This is a genomic window from Micromonospora sp. NPDC004704 (genome assembly GCF_053601675.1).
The window spans coordinates 180,659-201,242 of sequence record NZ_JBSGCD010000013.1 but is presented as its reverse complement, the minus strand read 5'-3'; the positions used below and the strand labels follow the sequence as shown (position 1 = coordinate 201,242).

Here is a 20,584-nt window from a genome sequence, read left to right as displayed (position 1 = left end):
ATAAACCGCCTGTCCGCGTGTTGGCAACAGCATTAGTGTCTGACTGCATGGAGCGTAGGACGCAGACCCTGGCGGACGTGGCCAAAGCGGCCGGGGTGTCCCGGTCGTCGGTGTCGCGGGTCATCAACCGCGAGCCCGGGGTCGCACCGGAAGTACGGCAGCGCGTCGAAGAGGTCGTCTCCGCGCTCGGGTACCGCCCCAATCCGGTGGCCCGCGCCCTGGCCACCGGCAGCGCCGACGTCGTGGAACTCGTGGTTGTCGAACGGAACCGGCGCTCGTTCGGCGCCAACCCGCACTACGGGCGGGTGGTGGCGGGAGTCCTCGAAGGGCTGGCCGACACCGACGTGCAGTTGCGGATCAACGTCGTGGAGAAGGCGGCACCCGCCGCCGCGCTCGCCGTCGGAACTCGTAGCCCGGCGTTGGGATCGGTCCTGGTGAACGTGTCACCGGCGTTGGCCGAAGAGCTTGCCCGCGGGCGGGAACGGATGGTGTCGATGGGCCGCTCGGCGCCCGGCATCCCGTCCTTCACCGCACAGAACGAGAACGGCGTACGCTCCGCGATCCGTCACCTGTACGCGCTCGGCCGGCGCCGGATCGCCGCCATCCACGGGCCGGTGCGGAACCCTTGCGCGATCGGCCGCCGTGACGGCTACCTCGACGCGATCGCGGAACTGGGCCTGACTCCGATCACCGCCGACGGCGACTTCACCCGCGAGACGGGCGCCGAGGCCACCCGGCGGCTGCTGGCCACCCACCCGGACCTCGACGCGATCTTCTCCGCCTGCGATCAGACCGCCACGGGAGCGTTGCAGGTGCTGGTGGAGTCGGGTCGACGGGTGCCGGACGACGTGGCCCTGGTCGGATTCGACGACAGCGTTCTCGCGGCAGCCGCCAGCCCGCCGCTGACCTCGGTGCACCAACCGGTGGAACAGATCGCGGCCAGCGCGACCCGACTGCTGCTCGAGCGCCGGATGGACAACTGGCAGCGGGATGCCTTCCCCACCGCGTTGGCGATCCGCAAGAGTTCGGCCGGCTGACCGGCAGGGCCCGGTGCCGGAGGCGGCAGCCGGGACCGGACTCAGTCGGTGAACGGGCTCAGCAGCGGTCGTTTCGCGGTGACCGTGTCGCCGGACGAGCGGCCGGTGAGGCGGCGCTTGATCCAGGGAGCCAGGTGCTGACCGGCCCAGCGCAGGTCGGCGCCACGGGCGGCCAGCCACGGTGTCGGCGCCGGCTGCGGCGGCACGACCAGCCACTGCTCGTCCGCCGGCACGCCGAGCGCGGCCAAGACGTGCCCGGCGACCCGGCGGTGACCGGCGGCGGAGAGGTGCAACCGGTCCGCACTCCAGAATTCCGGGTGCTGGAACACGTCGTCGGCGAAGAGGTCGACCAGCTTGGCGCCGTACCGCTGGGCGGTCTCACCGACGGCACGGTTGAGCAGCGCCACCCGGGGAGCCATCATCCGCTGGCCCGGCAGCCGGGACACGATGTCGGCGAACCGGAACACCAGCACGTCCGCGCCGGCCTCCCGGAAGTCCCGGATCACCTGGTCGAACCGGCTGGTCAACGCCTCGGCGTCGAAGTTGCGCCGCAGTACGTCGTTGCCGCCGGCCGCGAAGCTGACCAGGTCGGGGCGCATGGCGAGAGCCGCGGGCACCTGCTCGGTCACCACACTCGGGAACAGCCGCCCCCGGATCGCGAGGTTCGCGTACCCGAAATCGGGCCCGGCCTCGACGGCCAGGCGGGCGGCGACCAGGTCGGCCCACCCCCGGTAGGTGCCGTCCGGGTACGCGTCGTCCATGCCCTCGGTGAAGCTGTCTCCCACCGCCACGTAGCTGCGCCAGCGCATCCGCGCCCTCCTGAATCCGTGACCCTCCACCGGGTCCGATCGGAGTCTTGCACCTCGGCAGGCCAGGTTACCGCCGGGTACGCCAAAAGTGGCGGCACCGACAACACTGCTCGGCACCGCCACTTTCCGTCGGGGCTCAGTCAGCCCGGACGACCGGGGTCAACGAACGACCTTGATGTTGAAGTCGACCTTGTCGTTGGCGTTCTTGGTGTCCTGGACCGTCTCCGCCGCGATCGAACCGGTCAGGTTGGTCGCCGGGCCCGCGTAGCTGAGGGTGAAGGTGACCGTCACGCTCTTGTTCGGCGCGAGCGTCGCCAGTCCGCACAACAGGACCGCCGGCGGCCCCTGATCGTGGAAGCCACACTCGCCGATCGTCCCTCCCCGCTGGTTCGCCATGGTGACTCCGGCGGGAAGCGTGAGACGCAACCCCAGCGACTGCGCGGACATCGGACCGTTGTTGTGCACGGTCACCTTCAGCTCGCCCACGTAAGCGCCGTTCAGCAGTTTCAGCTCCACCGGCTGCGCCTGCGCCCGGACGTCGGCGTCCACCGTCGGGAACCGGGTCGGGCCGCTCACCTGCTTGAACTGCCCATCGACCCACCGGTAGCCCCGCCACTGCGGGTCGGCCGGCGAGAACGGTTGCTGGTCCGCCCACTGGACCCGGACCGTACCGGCATCTCCGGCGGCCACGGACTGGATCAGCTCCTGCGGCAGGGCACCCCTGGCCGGGGGCCGGACCGAGGTCACCCGCCCGAGGGTCTGCACACCACCGTCGGCGGCCCGCTTGAACACGAGCACCTGCTGCGCGGTCACCGCGTGCGGGCTACAGACGATCTCGGCGGCCATCTCGTTGACGCCGTCGCCGTCCACGTCGACCGGCACCGGCTCGCCCAGGATCGCGAACGCCATCGGAGAGTCGGGCTGGGGCAGGTAGACGTGGTTGCCCTTGGCGAAGCGGAACGTTCCGGTCGGGCAGACGTCGGTTCCCCAGTCCGGAAGGGTCAACGACCCGTTCTCGATCTCGGAGACGGTCAGCGGGGCCAGGTTGACGGGTTCGGTGACGGTGACGCTCGGCATCGGCGTGGGGGTCGGGGTGACGACCGCCGGTGGCGTCGTCGCGGCCGGTGCCGGACCGACATCGCCACGGGGGAAGAAGGCGAACGCGGTGCCGGTCGCGGCACCGATCATCACCAGGGCCGCGGCCGAGGAGGCCAGGGTCCGCTGTACGCCGATGCGGCGCGAGGTACGCAGGGTCCGGTCCCGCAGGTCCACCGGCGCGACCTCCTCCGCCAGGTCGGCCAGGTCGCTGCGAAGACGGTCCATGTTCATCGAACGCTCCCTTCCAGGAGGTACATGTCGGCAAGTTCGGGGGCGACGGCGCGCAGTCGGGCCAGTGCCCGGGAGGTCTGGCTCTTGACCGTGCCGGCGGAGACGCCGAGCAGGTCGGCGGCTTCGGCCTCGGAGCGGTCCTCGAAGAACCGCAGCACCAGGACCGCCCGCTGCTTCGCGGAGAGCTTCAGCAGCGCCGCCCGCAGGGAGAGCCGCAACGCGGTCTGGTGGGCGTGGTCCGTGGAGGCGTCCCGGCGCGGCTCGGGCATCTCACCGGTCATCGACTCGGCCACCCGGCGTCGCCGCCACCAGGAGACCTGCAGGTGGTACATGGTCTTGCGGGTGTACGCCTCGGCGTTCCCGGTCTGGTGCAGGCCCCGCCAGGCGCGGTGCGTACGGGCCAGCGCCGACTGGACGAGGTCCTCGGCCAGGTGCTGGTCGCCGGTCAGCAGGTACGCCGAGCGCAGCAGCGCCGGGGTACGAGTGCGGACGAAGTTGTCGAACTCGCTAAGTGAGGGATCCACCCGAACCGATCCTTGGGGTAGTGGAACGTGGGCAAGTCATGCCACCCAAGACGCGACCTTGCGACGCGAGGTTGCCGGTCGTACCGAAATGCTTGGACGTCGGGTTTGCGACATGCCAGGCTGCCTGGATGCTGCTTCGGATGTCCACGCTGTTCCTTCGTACGCTCCGGGAGGATCCGGCGGACGCGGAGGTGCCGAGCCACCGGCTCCTGGTCCGGGCCGGCTACATCCGGCGGGCCGCGTCGGGCGGCTACACGTGGCTGCCGCTGGGCAAGCTGATGCTGGACCGGGTGGCCCAGGTCGTACGCGACGAGATGGCCGCGATCGGTGGCCAGGAGCTGCACTTTCCCGCCCTGCTGCCCCGTGAGGCGTACGAGACGAGCGGCCGGTGGGCCGAGTACGGCGACGACATCTTCACCCTCAAGGACCGGCGGGGTGCCGAGCACCTGCTCGCGCCGACGCACGAGGAGATGTTCGCGCTGCTGGTGAAGGACCTGTTCAGCTCGTACCGGGACTTTCCGGTGATCCTCTACCAGGTGCAGACGAAGTTCCGGGACGAGGCGCGGCCCCGGGCCGGGCTGCTGCGCGGGCGGGAGTTCCTCATGAAGGACGCCTACTCGTTCGACCTGGACCAGGCCGGGTTGCAGGCCGCGTACGACCAGCATCGGATGGCGTACCAGCGGATCTTCGACCGGCTCGGGCTGGACTACACGATCGTCGCCGCCTCGTCGGGTGCGATGGGTGGGTCGGCTTCGGAGGAGTTCCTGGCCGCGACACCGGTCGGTGAGGACACCTTCGTCGGCTGCACCGCCTGCCACTACGCGGCGAACACCGAGGCGGTGACCACTCCGGTGCCGGCCGCCGGCGACGTGGACTCGTTCCCGCCCGCCGAGGTGTACGACACCCCGGACACGCCGACGATCGAGGCGTTGGTGCAGGTCGCAAACGACCGCAGGTTGGGTGGCCGGGACAACTGGACCGCCGCCGACACGTTGAAGAACGTCGTCCTGTCCGTACGCCGGGTCGGGGTCGCCGAGCCGGAGCTGCTGGTGATCGGCGTACCCGGCGACCGGGAGGTGGACCTGAAGCGGGTCGAGGTGGCGCTCTATCCGAACACCGCGACGCTCTTCGACGGGTTCGCCGACCACCCGGACCTGGTCCGGGGCTACATCGGGCCGCAGGTGCTGGCGAAACTCGGGATCCGCTACCTGGTGGACCCCCGCGTGGTGACCGGGACGGCGTGGCTGACCGGTGCGAACGAGGCCGGGCGGCACGCGGTCAACGTGGTCAGCGGGCGGGACTTCACCCCGGACGGCACGATCGAGGCGGCCGAGGTCCGGGCCGGTGACCCCTGCCCGGCCTGCCGGTCAGGTGAGCTGACGATCCGCCGGGGGATTGAGATCGGGCACATCTTCCAGCTCGGTCGCCGGTTCACCGACGCGTTCGCGGTGGACGTACTCGGTCCGAACGGGAAGCCGGTGCGGCCGATCATGGGGTGCTACGGCATCGGGGTGTCCCGCGCGGTCGCGGCCATCGCCGAACAGCACCACGACGAACGGGGTCTGGCGTGGCCGGCGGCGGTCGCGCCGGTTGACGTACACGTGGTCGCGGCCGGGAAGGGGCCGCAGGTGGATGCCGCGCTGGCCCTCGGCCGGGAGCTGTCCGACGCCGGCCTGCGGGTGCTGGTCGACGACCGGTCGCAGGTGTCCGCCGGGGTCAAGTTCGCCGATGCCGAGCTGATCGGCATCCCGCGCAGCGTCGTGGTCGGCCGCCGGCTGACCGACGGGTACGCCGAGCTGCGCGACCGGGCCAGCGGGGAGCGGGTCGAGCTGCCGGTCGCCGAGATCGTCGCCCAGCTCACCGGCCGCCCCGCCTGACCGGCAACCTGCGGTCGAGCCCGCGTCGCCCCTCCGAGCCCGCGTCGCGCGGTCGAGCCCACCTCGCCCTTCCGGGCCCGCGTTGCGCGGCTGAGCCCGCGTCCCTCGGCTTGACCCTCGACCTGGTCGAGGGCCGATGATCCGCCCCGGCGGCCCACTCCGGTGCCGCCGGGCGGATCACTTCGGAACGAGGACGGGCGAACGATGGATCTCGACAATCCGGTGCTCAGGTTGTGCCAGGACGGTATGCGGGCCGAGGCGCAGGGGCGGCCGGCGGACGCCCGCGCCCTGTTCGAGCAGGCCTGGGCGTCCAGCGTCGACGACTACGACGCCTGTGTGGCGGCGCATTACCTGGCCCGGCAGCAGGACGATCCCAGGGAGGTCCTCCGGTGGAACACCGAGGCGCTGGGCCGGGCGGACCGGGTCGGGGACGAACGGGTGGCCGCGTTCTACCCGTCGCTGTACGTCGGCGTCGGCCTGGCCCGTGAACAGCTCGGCGAGCCTGAGCAGGCCCGTCGCGCCTTCGAACAGGCTCGGGAGCTCGTCGACGCGCTTCCCGCAGACGGGTACGGCGAGTTGCTGCGTACCGCGATCGAGGACGGGTTGCGCCGCGTCGCCGGGCGCTGACCTGTGATCCGGCCAGCGCCACGGTAGCCGTGGGTGTGGTCAGCCCCGGTGGTCGGCGCGCAGGGAGGCGTAGTGGCGCAGGCACTCGTCGTACGTCGGGAGCAGCCCGGCGTCACGCAGCTCGGCCAGGGTCGGGCCGGCGGCGTCCCGCTCCGAGAGGGTCGGGGTGATGTCCGACGGGATCGGCAGGGCGAGTTCCGGGTCGAGGACGTTGACGATCCGCTCGCGCTTCGGGGCGTACCCGGTCGAGCAGAGGTAGCTCAGCACGGTGTTGTCCTCGAGCGCGACGAACCCGTGGCCCAGCCCCTCGGAGAGGTAGAGGGCCCGGTAGTCGACCGTGTCCATGCGAACGACCTCGTGCTGGCCGAACGTCGGCGAGCCGACCCGCAGGTCGACCACAATGTCCAGCAGGGCGCCCTGGGGGCAGTAGACGTACTTGCCCTGACCGGGCGGTACGTCGGCCCAGTGGATGCCCCGGACCACGCCGCGACGGGACACGCTGTGGTTGGTCTGGGCTACGGACAACTCGAAACCCAACGCGTCGGAGAACGCGCCGGCGTCGTACCAGACGAGGAAGTTGCCACGGCTGTCGGGAAACTGCTGGGGCACGAACTCCCAGGCACCGGAGATCGACAACTCGGTGGATTTCACCTGTTCACCTTTCACGCGATCAGCAACAGCACACGATACCGGGCGAGCCCGGACAAGCAGGTGAGGCGTGGATCCCAACCGGGTGTGACGATCCGGCCACTGGGTACCGAACGGATATCGACGTACGTACAGAATTTCTGGAGGCTCTCATGACCAGCTATCGGGTCGCCGACCTGATGACCCGGAAGGTCGTCTATCTGTCGGCGCAGACGAACCTCGACGAGGCGGCCAGGGCGATGGCGGACGCGGACATCGGCGACATCGTGGTGACCGACGGCCAGAACCTGTACGGCATGGTGACCGACCGGGACATCGTGGTCCGGGCGGTGGCCGAGCACAAGGATCCGGCGAAGACGACGCTCGGCTCGATCGCCACCCGGGAGATCGTGATGATCGAGCAGAGTTCGACCGGGGCCGAGGCGGCCCGGTTGATGCGGGAACGGGCCGTACGCCGGGTGTTGGTGTGTGACGTGGACCGCCAACTGGTCGGCATCATCTCCCTGGGTGACCTGGCCCAGCAGCTCGACCCGTCCTCCGCGTTGAGCGACATCAGCGAGGCCAGCCCGAGCAGCTAGGGGAAGGGGCACTTCCCGGCGTGGGTAACCTGGAGGTCATGGCTCCGAAGAAGCTTGACGAGATCATCGAGGAGTTCGCCTCCGCACCACGTGAGCTGGTGCTGGAGATGCTGCTCGAATACTCCGACGCGGTTCCGCCGCTGCCGGCCGAGCTGGCCGGGCACGCCGGTATGGAGCAGGTCCCGGAGTGCCAGACCTCGTTTTTCCTCCGCGCCGAGGTGACCCCGGAGGGGACGGTCGACACCTGGTTCGACTGCCCGCCCGAGGCGCCGACCACCCGCGCGTTCGCCGGCATCCTCGCCGAGGGGCTGGCCGGAGCGAGCGCCGAGGAGGTGCTCGACGTACCGGATGATCTTTACCAGCGGATGGGCCTGGCCCAGGCGATCAGCCCGCTGCGGGTACGCGGCGGCACCGCGATCCTGGCCCGACTGAAGCGACAGGTACGGGAACAGATCGGCTGACCCCGCGCGTTGACCACAGCGTGGAAATCGATCTCTATGCGGACGTCGTCTGCCCCTGGTGCTACATCGGCAAGACCCGGCTCGAAGAGGCGCTCAAGGCCTACGACGGCGAGGTGACGGTCCGGCTGCGGCCGTTCCAGCTCGACCCGTCGCCGGTGCCCGAGCCGCTGCCGGTGCTGGACGCACTGGGCGCGAAATTCGGTGGCCGGCAGCGCGCCGAGCAGATGATCAACCGGGTGGTGGATGTCGCCGCCGGGGCCGGACTGGTCCTGCACTACGACCACGCGTTGGCCGCGAACACCTTCGACGCGCACCGGCTGATCTGGTTCGCCGGGCAGCGCGGGCTGGACAGCGAGATGATCGACGCCCTCTACCGGGCCCACTTCGTCGACGGGGTCGACGTCGGGTCGACCGCGTCGCTCGCCACCGTCGCCGCCGGGGTCGGGCTGGACGAGACCGAGGTACGGGAGTTCCTCGACTCCACCGCCGGCACCGCAGAGGTACGGGCAGCCCTCAACGAGGCCCGCGAGTTGGGCATCAGCAGCGTGCCGACCTACGTCCTCGCCGGCAAGTACGCCGTCACCGGCGCCCAGGAGACGGAGACCCTGCTCGCCGCACTGGCCGAGGTGGCCCAGCGCGAAGCAGCCGTCTGACCGGCACATTCACCTGTTGCACGTGAAACAGTATTGACGCGCTGCGATCTTTGGCTGCCGGTGCGCCGTCTGGCCATCAAGGATGGGCGCACCCGAGGACGCTCCGGGCGTCTGGGTCACCGGGCACCTGTTGGAGTGCGAGTGGCCGACGTCCGACTGCACCTCACCCTGTAGCCATGCGTACGTCTACTGGGAACCGCTGGCACGAGCGGCGTCGGCGGAGTGAGTCGGCACGACGAACCGATGGACCGGGGCACGCTCCGGCTCGCCGCCGACCGGACGTGGCGTCAGCACCAGCCCGGTGGAAACATCTGGAAGCCGGGCACCTGCTGGCAGTGCACGGATACCGGGTGCGCCCAACTCGCCTGGGCAATTGAGGTACGCGACCGCACGGTTCGGGTGGACGATCGCTGTTGGCGCGGGCAGGACGTATAACGCGTCGAGCGTGTACATCAAATTCGATGTACGAACTGAGCGGTACCCCTACCAACGCGCGCAACACTCCGTCCTGCCCCGTCGAGCGAAGTTGACCATGAAGTTAGCGACCGGAAATCAGCCCGATCCCGTCGCTAACTTCATGATCGACGGGTCGGCGGGGGAAAGGCGGTGGTTTGCGCAGTGTGACCGGTGCGGGCGGGTCAGGCGGCCGGTCGGGCCAGGTCCGGGACCACGCGCGCGTTGGGCAGGGTGGCCAGGGCCCGACCGGGCACCGCGATCTTGCTGTGCCGTACGCCGGAACCGATGATCACGTACTTGGTGTCGATGACCCGCTCGTCGACCAGGATCGGCCATTCCGACGGCAGCCCGATCGGGGTGATGCCGCCGTACTCCATGCCGGTGAGGCTGACCGCGTCGTCCATCGGGGCGAAGCTCGCCTTGCGTACGTCGAGCTGGCGGCGGACCACACCGTTCACGTCCGCCCTGGTGGTGGCCAGGATCATGCAGGCGGCGTAGCGGGTCACACCGTCCCGCTTGCCGGCCACCACGACACAGTTGGCTGAGACGTCCAACCCCACCTCGTACGCGGCACAGAAGGCGGCGGTGTCGGCGAGCGTGGCGTCGATCGGCGCGACCAGGATGTCGTCCACCGGCACCGAACCATCCGCCGGCCAGCCCTGTACGGCCACCGCCACCGGCGGGGCGAGCAGGTCGAGGCGGGTACGGGCCGGTTCCGTCTGCAGGGTCCCCATCACGGCTCGATCCTCGCACCGCGGGACGGCCTGCGCCCACCCGACCCGGCGCCCGAGCCGGGCACAGGTGGTGAGCGTCGTCAGCTACCGGTGAGGAAGGCGTTCTCCCGGGCGAAGGTGCGCTCCTCCAGCCGGGCCCGCTCGGCGGCCTGCTCGGCGGCGTTCTCCTGTCGGGCCTTGGCCACATCCTGCAAACCGTGGCGTACGGCGATGCGCATCACGCCGTAGAGGCAGGGGAACCCGCAGACGTACAGCAGCAGTGCGGCAGCGAATTGAAGCATGGGTTCACGTTAGGACGACGGATTGTCCGAGAAACCCTCATTTACCGGCTGATCCCCCGTACGTGTCGGCGAGGTAGTCGGCCCAGGTCAGGGTGCCGGTCGGGGTGGCGGTGGTGGTCAGCGCACCCGCGCGTACCGTCCGGCCGAACGTGCCCGGGAACCGGATCGACAGCATCGGGCGGCGCCGGCCCCGGGCGGTCAGCCAGGCTGCTGCGGCCTCGTCGTACCGGAGCACCTGCGGTCCGCCGTACTCCTCGATGGTCCGACTCGGGCCGGCGGCCAACCGGTCCGCGATCCGGCCGGCCACGTCGCGCGGGTCGACCGGCTGGGCGAGCAGGGCGCGGTCGCCGAGCACCGGCCCGAGCCGGCTGGCGCCGCCCAGGAGCTGGTCCAGCAACTGCGGGAACTGGGTGGCCCGCAGGATGCTCCAGGGCACCGCACCGGCGGCCACCACCTGCTCCGCGGCGAGCTTGAGCCGGTAGTACCGCAGGGGCACCTGGTCGATGCCGACGATCGAGACGTACAGCAGGTGCCGTACCCCGGCCTCGGCGGCGTCGGTGACCAGCCGGCGGGTCCCGGCCACGTCGACCCGGGCGCTCGTCGACCTCGTCGCGGAGGCCAGGTGGACAACCGCGTCCACGCCCGTGACCGCCAGGTCGACGCCGGTGCCGGCGGCGAGGTCGGCAACCACCCATTCGACCCCGTCCGTGGCCGGTTGCGGCCGCCGGCTCATTCCTCGTACGTCGAACCCCGCGGCCAGCAGGCGCGGTACGACCGCCCGGCCGAGCGTGCCGCTGGCGCCGGTGACCAGAACCTTCATCGTGTGCTCCCTTCCGGGGATGGGACGGGGCGACCGATCGATCCGTGACGGTGAGCCGCTTCACAGTTGACGAATCTGGTTAATGACATTAACTTTGCAGCTATGACGATTAACTTCCTTGATCGCGGCGAAGGCCGGATCGCGTACACGGTGCGGGGCGAAGGTCCCCTGGTCATCTGCCTACCCGGCATGGGCGAGCTGCGCTCGGTATACCGGTTTACCGAACCCGTCCTGGTCGACGCCGGCTACCGGGTCGCCGTCATGGACCTGCGCGGCCACGGCGACAGCGACGACGGCTTCCGCGACCACGACGACGAGGCACTGGCCAGCGACGCCCTGGCCCTCGTCGACCACCTCGGCGGACCGGCGTTCCTGGTCGGCAACTCGATGGGCGGCAGCGCCGCGATCCTCGCCGCCGCGGCCGAACCAACCAAGGTGACCGGGCTGGCGCTGCTCGGCGCGTTCGTCCGGGACCCGAAGCTGAACCCGGTCATGGGACTCGCCATGCGGCTCCTGCTGCTCAAGCCCTGGGGACCGGCCGCCTGGCGGATGTACCTCAAGACGCTCTACCCCGGACGGACCCCGGCGGACCAGGCCGAACACCTGGCCGAGGTCGCGGCGAGTTTCCGGCGGGGCGACCACTGGCGCTCGTTCGTCAAGACCACCAAGCTGTCGCACGCCGTGGTCGAGGGACGGCTCGACGCGGTCCGGGCTCCCGCGCTGGTGGTGATGGGTGAGAAGGACCCGGACTTCACCGACCCGGCGGGCGAGGCCCGGTACACGGCCGAACGGCTGGACGGCGAACTGATGCTGGTGCCGAACAGCGGCCACTATCCGATGACCGAGTACCCCGAACTGGTCAACCCGGCGCTGGTCGCCTTCATCAACCGGATCAGCACGAATGCCTAGAGCCGGCCTCACCCCCGCGATCGTCGTCGCCGAAGCGGCCAGGGTCGCCGACGAGCACGGACTCGACCGGCTCACCCTCGCCGCCGTCGCGCAGCAGCTCGGCGTCACCCTGCCCAGCCTCTACAAGCACGTACGGGGTCTGGACGGGCTCGCGCAGCAGCTCGCCATCCGGGCACTGACCGAACTGACCGAACGACTCACCGACGCCACGGTCGGGCTATCCGGCACCGCCGCCGTACGGGCGATGGCCTCGGCGTACCGGGAGTACGCGCGTACCCACCCGGGCAGTTACGCGGCCACCCTGCGGGCACCCGATCCGGGCCATCCGGCGCACGTCGCCGCCGCCGAACGGAGCGTACGGGTGGTCTTCGCGGTGCTCGCCGCGTACGGCCTGGAGGGCGACCGGGCGGTCGACGCGACCCGGGCACTGCGCAGTGCCCTGCACGGATTCGTCACTTTGGAGGCGGCCCACGGCTTCGGGCTGCCCCAGGACCTGAACCGGTCCTACGACCTGCTGGTCGACGCCCTCGACCGGTCGCTGCGCACCTGGCCGGAGAACTGAGCCGCCGAGCCGGGCCGCCGAGCCGGGCCGCACTCAGGTGCGCGGGTTCACCCGGCCGGCGACCAGCCCACCCAGCAACGCCAGACCGGTGGCGACCGCGAACCCGGCCAGGTACGTACCCGGCCCCGGTGCGGTCGTCGCGGCGAGCAACCCCCCGGTGAACGCCAGTACGGTCGCACCCGACAACGAGTCGCTGAGCTGGAGTGCCGAACTGTTGCGCCCCTGCTCCTGCGGCTCGGACAGCTCCAGGGTCAGCACCGAGATCGACGGGTAGGCCAGTCCGATCCCGAGCCCCGCCACCGCCCAGGCGACGATGCCCAGCACCACCGGCACCGCCGTGGCCAGCATCAGCGGCGCGGCGGCGGCGATACCGGCGGCCATCAGCAGCAACCCGACCCGGGGCAGGGTGGCCCGCGACCTCGGCTGCCGGACCCGCCCCTGCACCCACGAGCCGAGCGACCAGGAGACGGCACCGGCCGCGAGCGCGGCACCGGCGAGCGCCGGGGCGAGTTCCCGCTCCCGGGTGAGCAGCAGCGGGATGAACACCTCCGCCCCGACGAACGCCGCCGCGGCCAGCCCGCGCAACGCGATCACCGTCGGCAGCCCGCGCGCCGCCCGGAGCACTCCGGCCGGCAACAACCGGGGTACGCACAACCCCAGGCCGGCGAGGGCCGACACGATCAACACGACCTCGAGAGTGCCGTGCTGCTGCCCCCCGACGTGCAGCAGTCCGGCGCTCACCGCGGCCCCGCAGGCCCAGCCGATCCGGCGTACCGAGCCGGGCACCAGTCGACGCGCCGGCTGGTCGCCCATCCCGCGCAGGGCCGGGCGGATCAGCAGCACCGCCGGCACCGCCAACGCCGGTACGGCGAGGAACACCCAGCGCCAGCCGGCGTACTGCACGATCAGGCCGGCAATCGCCGGTCCGACCAGCGACGGGACCACCCAGGCGGCGGCGAACGCGGCGAAGACCCGCCGGTGCAACGCCTCCGGGTAGACCCGCGCCACCACCACGTAGAGCGCCACGATGAGCAGGCCCGAACCGAGCCCCTGCAACACCCGCCCGATCACGAACTGCACCATGTTCGGGGCGGTACCGGCGACCACCAGACCGACCACGAACCAGGCGACGCCGTGCCGTACCGGGGCTGCCGGGCCACGCGCGTCGCTCCACATGCCGGCGACGACCATGGTGACCACACCGGCGGCGGCCGGCCCACCGAAGGCGAGCGCGTACAGCCGCAACCCGTCCAGGGCGTGCGCGATGGTCGGCATCGCGGTGGCGACCGCGAGCGCCTCGAACGCGAGCAGCGAGATGAGCGCCACCATGCCCACGCTCAGCCCCCGGAACCGCCGGTCGAACAGTCCCTCCGCCGACGGCGTCGGTGCCAGCAGCGCGGTCACCGGGACAACTCGATCATGAGGCGGCGCCCCTTCCACTCCGGCCGGTGGTCGACCGGTCGCGAGGCACCAGCATCGAACATGAACCGGGGTTCAGGTCAAGCCGAATCGGGCCGGGCCGGGCGCGTACCGAAGCCGCTACGCCTGCTGCAAGGCCTCGCCTAATCCTTTGGCCAACCCGGAAAAGTGCTGGTCGGCGATGAGGTGACCGGCGGTGATCACCAGGGCCAGCGGCCACTCGATGATCTGGAGGGCGGCGAGCAGGCCGAGACCGGCGTAGTAGGCGATCTTGTCGGGCGGCGGGGCCGCGATCTCACCGAAACCGGGGATCCGCACCCTGCCGGCGTACAACTCGACCACCTTGCGCGGGTCATGCAGGACGCTGATGTTCATGGCTGCCTCCCAGGGTCGACGTGTGCCGGTTGGCATTCCACCGTCGACCGCGTCCATGCGCCGGGGCGGGGCGAAAACCAGGAAACTTCGCCACCTTGGCACGCATAACGTACCCACACCTGGGAAGCCAGGGCCGACCGTGGATCCGGGGGGCGATATGGCGTACACGAGCATCAGGAGTCGACAGCAGTCGCAGCGGCACGAAGCCGTCATCCGCGCGGCTCGATGACGCCGTTCGGACTGAACCTCACCGGAGCCCTGCCGACGCCAACCGTCTCGAACCTGCTCAGCGGTGTCTCCCGAGGTGCCCAGGAGCTGGCCAACCGGGCGGGAGCCCTGGCCGGGCAGGGTGCGCGCGCCGCCGGACTCACCCAACGCGGGGTACGGTCCCGACCCGGCCGCCACCACATCGAGGTACGCGGTGTCGCCCAACCCGGCAGCGAACGGCTCGCCCACCGGGTGGAGGAAGCGCTCGAACGGATCCCCGGAGTGCGCTGGGCCCGGGTCAACGCACCCACCGGTCGGGTGGTCGTGGCGGTCGACGACCCCGCACCCCGGTTGCGGGACCTGATCGCGGCGATCGTCGCGACCGAACGAACCGATGACTGCGAGCACCATCCCGACGACCGGCAACCGCACCCGCCGGAGGAAGGCCCACGGACCCGGCGCGCCGTCTCCACCCTGGCCGCCGACGCCTTCGGCCTGGGGCTGACCGTGGCCACCCGGATCCTGCCCTTCACCCCGCTGCCGGGCGAGTTCGCCGGGCTGCTCAAGGCGATCGACATGCACCCGAAGCTGCACGCGCTGGTCGGGCAGAGCCTGCGCGGCGACCACCGGGCGGACTCGTTCCTGCCGCTGGCCGAGGCGCTGGCGCTCGGCCTGACCGGCGGGTGGGCGGGCATCCTGCTCGACGGCGCGCAGCGGGTGTTGCAGTGGCAGGAGGCTCGGGCCCAGCTCACCGCCTGGCAGGAGGCCGAACCCCGGCTCGCCGGTACGCCCGAACTGGCCTCGGCCGGCCCCCTGCTCGACGGACGGCCCCGCCCCAAACCGGACGGCCCACTGGAGCGGTACGTCGCCCGGATGCTGACCGCCGGTGTCCTGGCCGGGGCGACCGCCCTGCCGTTCGCCGGCCCCAAGCGGGCTGCCGCGCTGGCCATGTCCGGCCTGTCCAACGCACCGTTCGACGGCCGCGAGAGCTACGCCGCCCAGCTCGGCCGGGCGCTCGCCGCCCGAGGCGTGATCGCCATGGACCGTTCGGTGCTGCGCGAACTCGACCGGGTCGACACCCTGGTGCTGGACGAGTCGGTGCTGCACTCCAACCGGGGCACCCTGACCGACCTGGTGCCGCTGGCCGGCGACCCGGAGGAGGTCGCCGCCCAGGCGTTCGCCCTGTTCGACCCGACCGCCCCGGACGAGCTGCGCCAGGCGGACGGTTGGCGGCTCGGCCCCTTCGCCGAACTCGGCCTGGCCGCGCCGAACGACCACCCCGAGGCGAGCCGGCTGTTCGACTCCGGTGGCACCGTGCTCGGGCTGGCCCACGGCGGTGAACTCGCGGCGGCGGTCAAGTACGAACCGGAGCCGGCACCCGGCGTCGACGCCCTGCCGTCGGCGACCCGCCGGGTCGGCGTACGGCTGGTCGTGGCGAGCGCCGACGCGGACCGGTACGACTTCGCCGACGCCGTGGTGCCCGGCGGCGCCGACCTGACCGCGTCGATCCGGTCGTTGCAGGCCGAAGGGGCGATGGTCATGCTCGTCTCCGGCGACCGGCGGGCACTCGGTGCGGCCGACTGCGGACTGGGCATCTGGCACCCGGCGGGATCCCCGCCGTGGGGCGCGCACCTGCTGGTCGGCGCGGACCTGGAGGTGCCCGCGTTCATCGTCGAGGCGGTCGGCGTGGCCAAGATGCTGACCCGGCAGAACATCGCCCTGGCCGCGGCCGGCACCAGCCTGGGCGCACTGACCGCCTTCACCTCCCCGGTGAACCTGCTGCCCCGCCGGACGATGAACAGCGTCAACCTGGCCGGCGCGATGGCCCTGGCGAACGGCATCTGGCGGGCCAAACGGCTGCCCACGCACGGCACCGCGCGACCGACCGGGGTCGCCACACCGTGGCACCTGATGCCGGTGCCGACCGTGCTCGCCCGCCTGGACACCGGCACGGACGGGCTGAGCTCGCAGGAGGCGCAACGGCGCGGGCGCGACACCGGCGCGGACGACCACCAGGGCATGAGTCTCGGCCGGGCCTTCGTCGACGAACTCGCCAACCCGCTCACCCCGGTGCTGGTCGCCGGGGCCGGCCTCTCCGCGGCGGTCGGCTCGGTGGTGGACGCCGCACTGGTCGGCGGCGTGGTCGGGCTCTCCGCACTGGTCGGCGCCATCCATCAGATCAACACGGAGAAGTCGCTGTCCGAGCTGCTGTCCCGTTCGGCGGTCACCGCCCGGGTCCGGCGCGACGGCGCGGAACGGGTGGTCGCCGCGAACGACCTGGTCACCGGCGACATCGTCCTGGTCGGACCCGGCGACGCCATCCCGGCCGACTGCCGGGTGCTGGAGGCCTCCGGGCTGGAGGCGGACGAGTCGTCGCTGACCGGCGAGTCGCTGCCGGTCACGAAGGACACCCGGTCGGTGGTCGCCGCGGCGGTCGCCGACCGGCACTCGATGCTCTACGAGGGAACCACCGTCGCCGCTGGCCGGGGCGTCGCGGTGGTGGTCGCGACCGGGTCCGACACCGAGGTGGGGCGGGGGATGGCGCTGGCCCGCCAGGCGCCGCCGGGCAGCGGTGTCGAGGCCCGGCTGACCAAGCTGACCAAGGCCACCATCCCGGTCGCCGCCGGTGCCGCGATGGCGGTCGCCGGGGCGGGACTGTTCCGGGGCGTACCGCTGGCCGAAACGGCCGCGACCGCCGCGAACCTCGCCGTGGCGTCGGTGCCGGAGGGGCTGCCGTTCCTGGTCAGCGCGGCCCAACTGGCCGCCGCCCGGCGACTGGCCGACCATGGGGCACTGGTCCGCAACCCACGCACGATCGAGGCCCTCGGCCGGGTCGACGTGCTCTGCTTCGACAAGACCGGAACACTGACCGAGGGTCACCTGCGGCTCGCCGGGGTCGCCGACAGCGAGCGGTACGCCGAGGTCGACGCGCTCGACCGTACGCTGCGCCACGTCCTCGCCGCCGCCCTGCGTGCCACCCCGGAGGCGGACCAGCCGGAGCAGCTCAGCGGGCAGACCGACCGGGCGGTGCTGGTCGGGGCGCAGACCGCCGAGGTCCAGCCGACCACCGGCTGCCGTAGCTGGCGGTACGCCGCCGCGCTGCCGTTCGAGCCGTCCCGGGGTTACCACGCCACGGTCGGCAACCGGCACCAGACGTACCTGCTCAGCGTGAAGGGGGCACCGGAGACGATCCTGCCCCGGTGCGGACGGAAGCGGACCCGCAACGGCGACGAGGCGTTGGACGACGCCGGCCGGGAGGCGCTCCAGGAGATGATGGGCCGGCACGCGGGAGCCGGACAGCGGGTGTTGGCGGTCGCCGAGCGGGTGCTCGATCACGACTCGGTCACCGACGCGGACGTCACCGACCTGACCTTCGTCGGCTGTCTGACCCTGGCCGACGGCGTACGGGCCAGCGCGGCACCCGCGGTCGCCCGGATCCGGCAGGCCGGTGTGCACACCATCATGATCACGGGCGACCATCCGGGCACCGCCGCCGCGATCGCCTCGATCATCAGCACCGACGACACCGAGCAGCGGGTCGCCACCGGCACCGAACTCGACCGGCTCGACGACGCGGCGCTCGCCGAGCGACTGGCCCGTACGGACGTGGTCGCCCGGTGCACCCCGGCCCACAAGGTACGGATCATCCAGGCCCTGCAACAGGCCGGGCGGGTGGTCGCGATGACCGGTGACGGGGCCAACGACGCCCCCGCGATCCGGCTCGCCGACGTCGGCATCGCGCTCGGTCAACGCGGCACCCCCGCCGCCCGCGCCGCCGCCGACCTGGTGGTCACCGACGACCGACTCGAAACGATCATTGCCACCCTGGTCGAGGGCCGGGCCATGTGGTCCTCGGTACGCCACGCGCTGAGCATCCTGGTCGGCGGCAACCTCGGCGAGATCGCGTTCAGCGTGCTGACCGCCGCCACCACCGGCCGATCCGCCCTCAACGGTCGACAGCTCCTGCTGGTCAACCTGCTCACCGACCTGGCCCCCGCGATGGCGATCGCGATCCGGGCACCCAACCCGGACGCCACCGACGGCCTGCTGCTCGAAGGACCGGACAGCTCGCTCGGCGGCAGCCTGAACCGGGAGATCGCCTCCCGGGCCGCGACCACCACCCTCGGCGCCACCGCCGGCTGGACCCTGGCCCGGTACACCGGACGGCAGCGCCGCGCCGGGACCATCGCGCTCGCCTCGCTGGTCGGCACCCAACTCGGCCAGACCGTCGTGGACGGCGGGGCCAGCCCTGCCGTACTCGTCTCGACCGCGGGCTCGTTGGCGGTCCTGGCCGGGGTGATCCAGACCCCTGGGGTGAGCCAGTTCTTCGGCTGCACCCCGCTCGGCCCGCTCGGCTGGGGCATCGCCGCAGGCAGCGCCCTCGGCGCCACCTTCGCCAGCAGCACCCTCACCCGGTTCTTCGTCCGCCCGGACGACGACCACGAATCGGCCGACGACCACGGCTCACCCGACGACCACGGCTCACCCGACGACCACGGCTCACCCGACGACCACGGCTCGCCGGACGGCGGTACGTCCCCCGGTGGCAGCCACCGGGGGACGTAGACCGGGCGTTCAGTTGTCGAGGGACCGCCAGAAGTCGTACCGGTGCGCCCGACCGAAGTCGACGGGCCCCACGGCTCCGGGCGCCAGGGACTGCACCCGCTCCCCGGAGAACTCGGACCAGTACGGCGCACCCCCGCCGTTCGGGTTCCCGGTGTGCGCGAAGCGCGTCCAGTAGCCGATCATCTGCTCCGCCAACCGGGCCTGGGCGTCGGTGAGCGGTGCCGCGTAGTCGACGCCGAACAGGTACGGCAGTTCCGAGGTGTGGAACGCCCCCAGCGGAAAGCCGGGCTCCTGCGCGCCGACGAAGAACGGGGCCCGGTCGTCGGCGAACTCGTAGGCGTACGTGGGGGTGTGCCGGGCCAGGGTCCTCACCGTGTCGAGGATCGGCCTGGACCAGATCGAGTCGGTCAGTACGGCACCGAGCGCCACACTCGGCGACTCGTACGCCTCGCTCGGGTAGCGCCGGTGCACCTTCGCCGCGTCGGCACCGAACAGCTCGTCCAACTCGTCGCGGTACTGGTCCGCCGTGAGCGGGCACTCGTTGGGCCGACCGGGCAAGGACGGCACCCCGGGTCCGCAGTTGTCGCCGCGTACCTCCATCCCCCACACCCGCAGCCGTTCCTCGTCACGGTTGCCGCCGTGGATCACCGGCACCCGGTTGAAGTGGCCGGCGGCCAGGGCACGGGCCGTGTCGACGGGCAGGACCGGACCACCGAGCACCGGACCAAACTCGATCGGGTCACTCTTGTCCAGCAACTCGGCCACGTCCGTACGACGCAGGCAGGACGCGGCGGTGGCCGGATCGGCGCACCCCAGGTCCCGCGCCACCGAGAGCCCTTCGCTCCTGGCCATCTCGCGTGGCCGTAACGAGGACGGCGTGGACGGCGACCAGCCGGCGGTGCAGGGACCGCTCTGCATGATCGCCCGGTGGAAGAGGCCCGCCGAGGCCGGTGCGGCCAGGTGGGCGCAGGTGCTGAAGCTGCCGGCCGACTCGCCGAACAGCGTGACGTTGCCCGGGTCGCCCCCGAAGGCGGTCGCGTTGCGGCGTACCCAACGCAGGGCCGCCTGCTGGTCCTCGATGCCGAAGTTGCCGGAGGCGGAGGCGCCGGCTTCGAGTGCCGGATGGGCCAGGAAGCCGAGCATGCCGAGCCGGTAGTTGACCGACACGACGACCACATCGCCCCGTACGGCCAGGGACCGGGCGCCGTAGATGTCGCCGGCACCGTACTTCAGGCTGCCGCCGTGCAGCCAGACCATCACCGGCAGCCGCCTGCCGGTGGTCCGGTCCGGTGTGGTCACGTTGACGAAGAGGCAGTCCTCGGCGGTGCTCGGGCGCCCCATCGGGATCCCGGCGGGTTGGGCGCAGGCGGCACCGGCCACCAACGCGTCGCGTACGCCGGTCCAGTTCGCCGGTGGACGCGGCGACTTCCAGCGCAGCTCGCCGGTTGGTGGCGCCGCGTACGGGATGCCGAGGAACGACCGGTGGTCGTCGGCGACCACACCCCGCACCGGACCGCTGTCGGTACGGACCACAGCCGGGTCCCGCCCGGCGTCCGGCGGTCCCGCCGAGGCGGTGCCGGTCCCGGTGAGGACGGTGGAGATGACGGCCAGGCCGAGTACGGCCCGGAAGAAAGCGCTCGTTCTGTTCATGGCTTCGAGCCAATCCGATCCGGCCGGCGGGCACAGGGGTGGCACGTCCCGAACCCCGGTGG

General features: G+C 71.7%; 19 protein-coding genes. 9 read left to right on the top strand and 10 right to left on the bottom strand.

The window, feature by feature from the left end:
- The first annotated feature begins 47 nt into the window (after positions 1 to 47).
- Complete coding sequence (locus tag ACWEFB_RS20175) at positions 48 to 1,037, top strand: LacI family DNA-binding transcriptional regulator (RefSeq protein ID WP_452287412.1); 990 nt, start codon at positions 48 to 50, stop codon at positions 1,035 to 1,037.
- 41 nt (positions 1,038 to 1,078) lie between these two features.
- Here ACWEFB_RS20175 and ACWEFB_RS20170 read toward each other — a convergent pair whose 3' ends face one another.
- The 3 genes from ACWEFB_RS20170 to ACWEFB_RS20160 form a co-directional block, all read right to left on the bottom strand.
- Positions 1,079 to 1,846, bottom strand: a complete 768-nt coding sequence (locus tag ACWEFB_RS20170; RefSeq protein ID WP_452287410.1) for an SGNH/GDSL hydrolase family protein — start codon at positions 1,844 to 1,846, stop codon at positions 1,079 to 1,081.
- A gap of 159 nt (positions 1,847 to 2,005) precedes the next feature.
- Positions 2,006 to 3,175 carry a hypothetical protein gene (locus ACWEFB_RS20165; RefSeq protein WP_452287408.1) on the bottom strand — a complete coding sequence of 390 codons (1,170 nt, stop codon included), beginning with the start codon at positions 3,173 to 3,175 and terminating at the stop codon, positions 2,006 to 2,008.
- Positions 3,172 to 3,699 carry a SigE family RNA polymerase sigma factor gene (locus ACWEFB_RS20160; protein ID WP_326561907.1) on the bottom strand — a complete coding sequence of 176 codons (528 nt, stop codon included), beginning with the start codon at positions 3,697 to 3,699 and terminating at the stop codon, positions 3,172 to 3,174. Before ACWEFB_RS20160 ends, ACWEFB_RS20165 begins: the two co-directional genes overlap by 4 nt.
- Positions 3,700 to 3,827: 128 nt before the next feature.
- On the opposite strand from ACWEFB_RS20160, the gene ACWEFB_RS20155 reads away from it, so the two are divergent.
- Positions 3,828 to 5,576 (top strand): proline--tRNA ligase, encoded by a 1,749-nt coding sequence (locus ACWEFB_RS20155; protein ID WP_452287406.1) that lies wholly within the window; start codon positions 3,828 to 3,830, stop codon positions 5,574 to 5,576.
- A gap of 204 nt (positions 5,577 to 5,780) precedes the next feature.
- Entirely contained in the window at positions 5,781 to 6,203 is a 423-nt protein-coding gene (locus tag ACWEFB_RS20150) for a hypothetical protein (RefSeq protein ID WP_452287404.1), read from the top strand.
- 39 nt (positions 6,204 to 6,242) lie between these two features.
- On the opposite strand, the gene ACWEFB_RS20145 is transcribed toward ACWEFB_RS20150, so the two are convergent.
- Positions 6,243 to 6,854, bottom strand: a complete 612-nt coding sequence (locus ACWEFB_RS20145; RefSeq protein WP_452287402.1) for a dTDP-4-dehydrorhamnose 3,5-epimerase family protein — start codon at positions 6,852 to 6,854, stop codon at positions 6,243 to 6,245.
- A gap of 149 nt (positions 6,855 to 7,003) precedes the next feature.
- Here ACWEFB_RS20145 and ACWEFB_RS20140 point away from each other — a divergent pair, with 149 nt between their 5' ends.
- Genes ACWEFB_RS20140 through ACWEFB_RS20130 form a run of 3 tightly spaced genes read left to right on the top strand, consistent with a single transcriptional unit; the run spans position 7,004 to position 8,543 of the window.
- Positions 7,004 to 7,429: a CBS domain-containing protein gene (locus ACWEFB_RS20140; RefSeq protein WP_326561903.1), complete on the top strand. Its 426-nt coding sequence runs from the start codon at positions 7,004 to 7,006 to the stop codon at positions 7,427 to 7,429.
- 38 nt (positions 7,430 to 7,467) lie between these two features.
- The gene (locus ACWEFB_RS20135; protein ID WP_326561902.1) at positions 7,468 to 7,890 is read left to right on the top strand and encodes a SufE family protein; all 423 of its coding nucleotides are present in this window, start codon (positions 7,468 to 7,470) and stop codon (positions 7,888 to 7,890) included.
- A gap of 20 nt (positions 7,891 to 7,910) precedes the next feature.
- Positions 7,911 to 8,543, top strand: a complete 633-nt coding sequence (locus ACWEFB_RS20130) for a DsbA family oxidoreductase (protein WP_452287400.1) — start codon at positions 7,911 to 7,913, stop codon at positions 8,541 to 8,543.
- 638 nt (positions 8,544 to 9,181) lie between these two features.
- On the opposite strand, the gene ACWEFB_RS20125 is transcribed toward ACWEFB_RS20130, so the two are convergent.
- The 3 genes from ACWEFB_RS20125 to ACWEFB_RS20115 form a co-directional block, all read right to left on the bottom strand.
- Positions 9,182 to 9,733, bottom strand: coding sequence for a YbaK/EbsC family protein (locus ACWEFB_RS20125; protein WP_452287438.1), 552 nt, complete (start codon positions 9,731 to 9,733; stop codon positions 9,182 to 9,184).
- Between the two features lie 80 nt (positions 9,734 to 9,813).
- The gene (locus tag ACWEFB_RS20120; RefSeq protein WP_452287398.1) at positions 9,814 to 10,014 is read right to left on the bottom strand and encodes a hypothetical protein; all 201 of its coding nucleotides are present in this window, start codon (positions 10,012 to 10,014) and stop codon (positions 9,814 to 9,816) included.
- 37 nt (positions 10,015 to 10,051) lie between these two features.
- Positions 10,052 to 10,834 (bottom strand): SDR family oxidoreductase, encoded by a 783-nt coding sequence (locus tag ACWEFB_RS20115; protein WP_452287396.1) that lies wholly within the window; start codon positions 10,832 to 10,834, stop codon positions 10,052 to 10,054.
- 102 nt (positions 10,835 to 10,936) lie between these two features.
- On the opposite strand from ACWEFB_RS20115, the gene ACWEFB_RS20110 reads away from it, so the two are divergent.
- Positions 10,937 to 11,743 (top strand): alpha/beta fold hydrolase, encoded by an 807-nt coding sequence (locus tag ACWEFB_RS20110; RefSeq protein ID WP_452287394.1) that lies wholly within the window; start codon positions 10,937 to 10,939, stop codon positions 11,741 to 11,743.
- Positions 11,736 to 12,305, top strand: a complete 570-nt coding sequence (locus ACWEFB_RS20105) for a TetR/AcrR family transcriptional regulator (RefSeq protein WP_452287392.1) — start codon at positions 11,736 to 11,738, stop codon at positions 12,303 to 12,305. Before ACWEFB_RS20110 ends, ACWEFB_RS20105 begins: the two co-directional genes overlap by 8 nt.
- A gap of 33 nt (positions 12,306 to 12,338) precedes the next feature.
- On the opposite strand, the gene ACWEFB_RS20100 is transcribed toward ACWEFB_RS20105, so the two are convergent.
- Complete coding sequence (locus ACWEFB_RS20100) at positions 12,339 to 13,709, bottom strand: MFS transporter (RefSeq protein ID WP_452287390.1); 1,371 nt, start codon at positions 13,707 to 13,709, stop codon at positions 12,339 to 12,341.
- Positions 13,710 to 13,844: 135 nt separating this feature from the next.
- A complete protein-coding gene (locus ACWEFB_RS20095) occupies positions 13,845 to 14,099 on the bottom strand; it encodes a hypothetical protein (RefSeq protein WP_452287388.1) in 255 nt (84 codons plus the stop codon).
- A gap of 225 nt (positions 14,100 to 14,324) precedes the next feature.
- Here ACWEFB_RS20095 and ACWEFB_RS20090 point away from each other — a divergent pair, with 225 nt between their 5' ends.
- Complete coding sequence (locus ACWEFB_RS20090; protein WP_452287386.1) at positions 14,325 to 18,872, top strand: HAD-IC family P-type ATPase; 4,548 nt, start codon at positions 14,325 to 14,327, stop codon at positions 18,870 to 18,872.
- 9 nt (positions 18,873 to 18,881) lie between these two features.
- On the opposite strand, the gene ACWEFB_RS20085 is transcribed toward ACWEFB_RS20090, so the two are convergent.
- On the bottom strand, positions 18,882 to 20,522 hold the full coding sequence (locus tag ACWEFB_RS20085; protein WP_452287384.1) for a carboxylesterase/lipase family protein: 1,641 nt from the start codon (positions 20,520 to 20,522) through the stop codon (positions 18,882 to 18,884).
- Positions 20,523 to 20,584 lie beyond the last annotated feature (62 nt).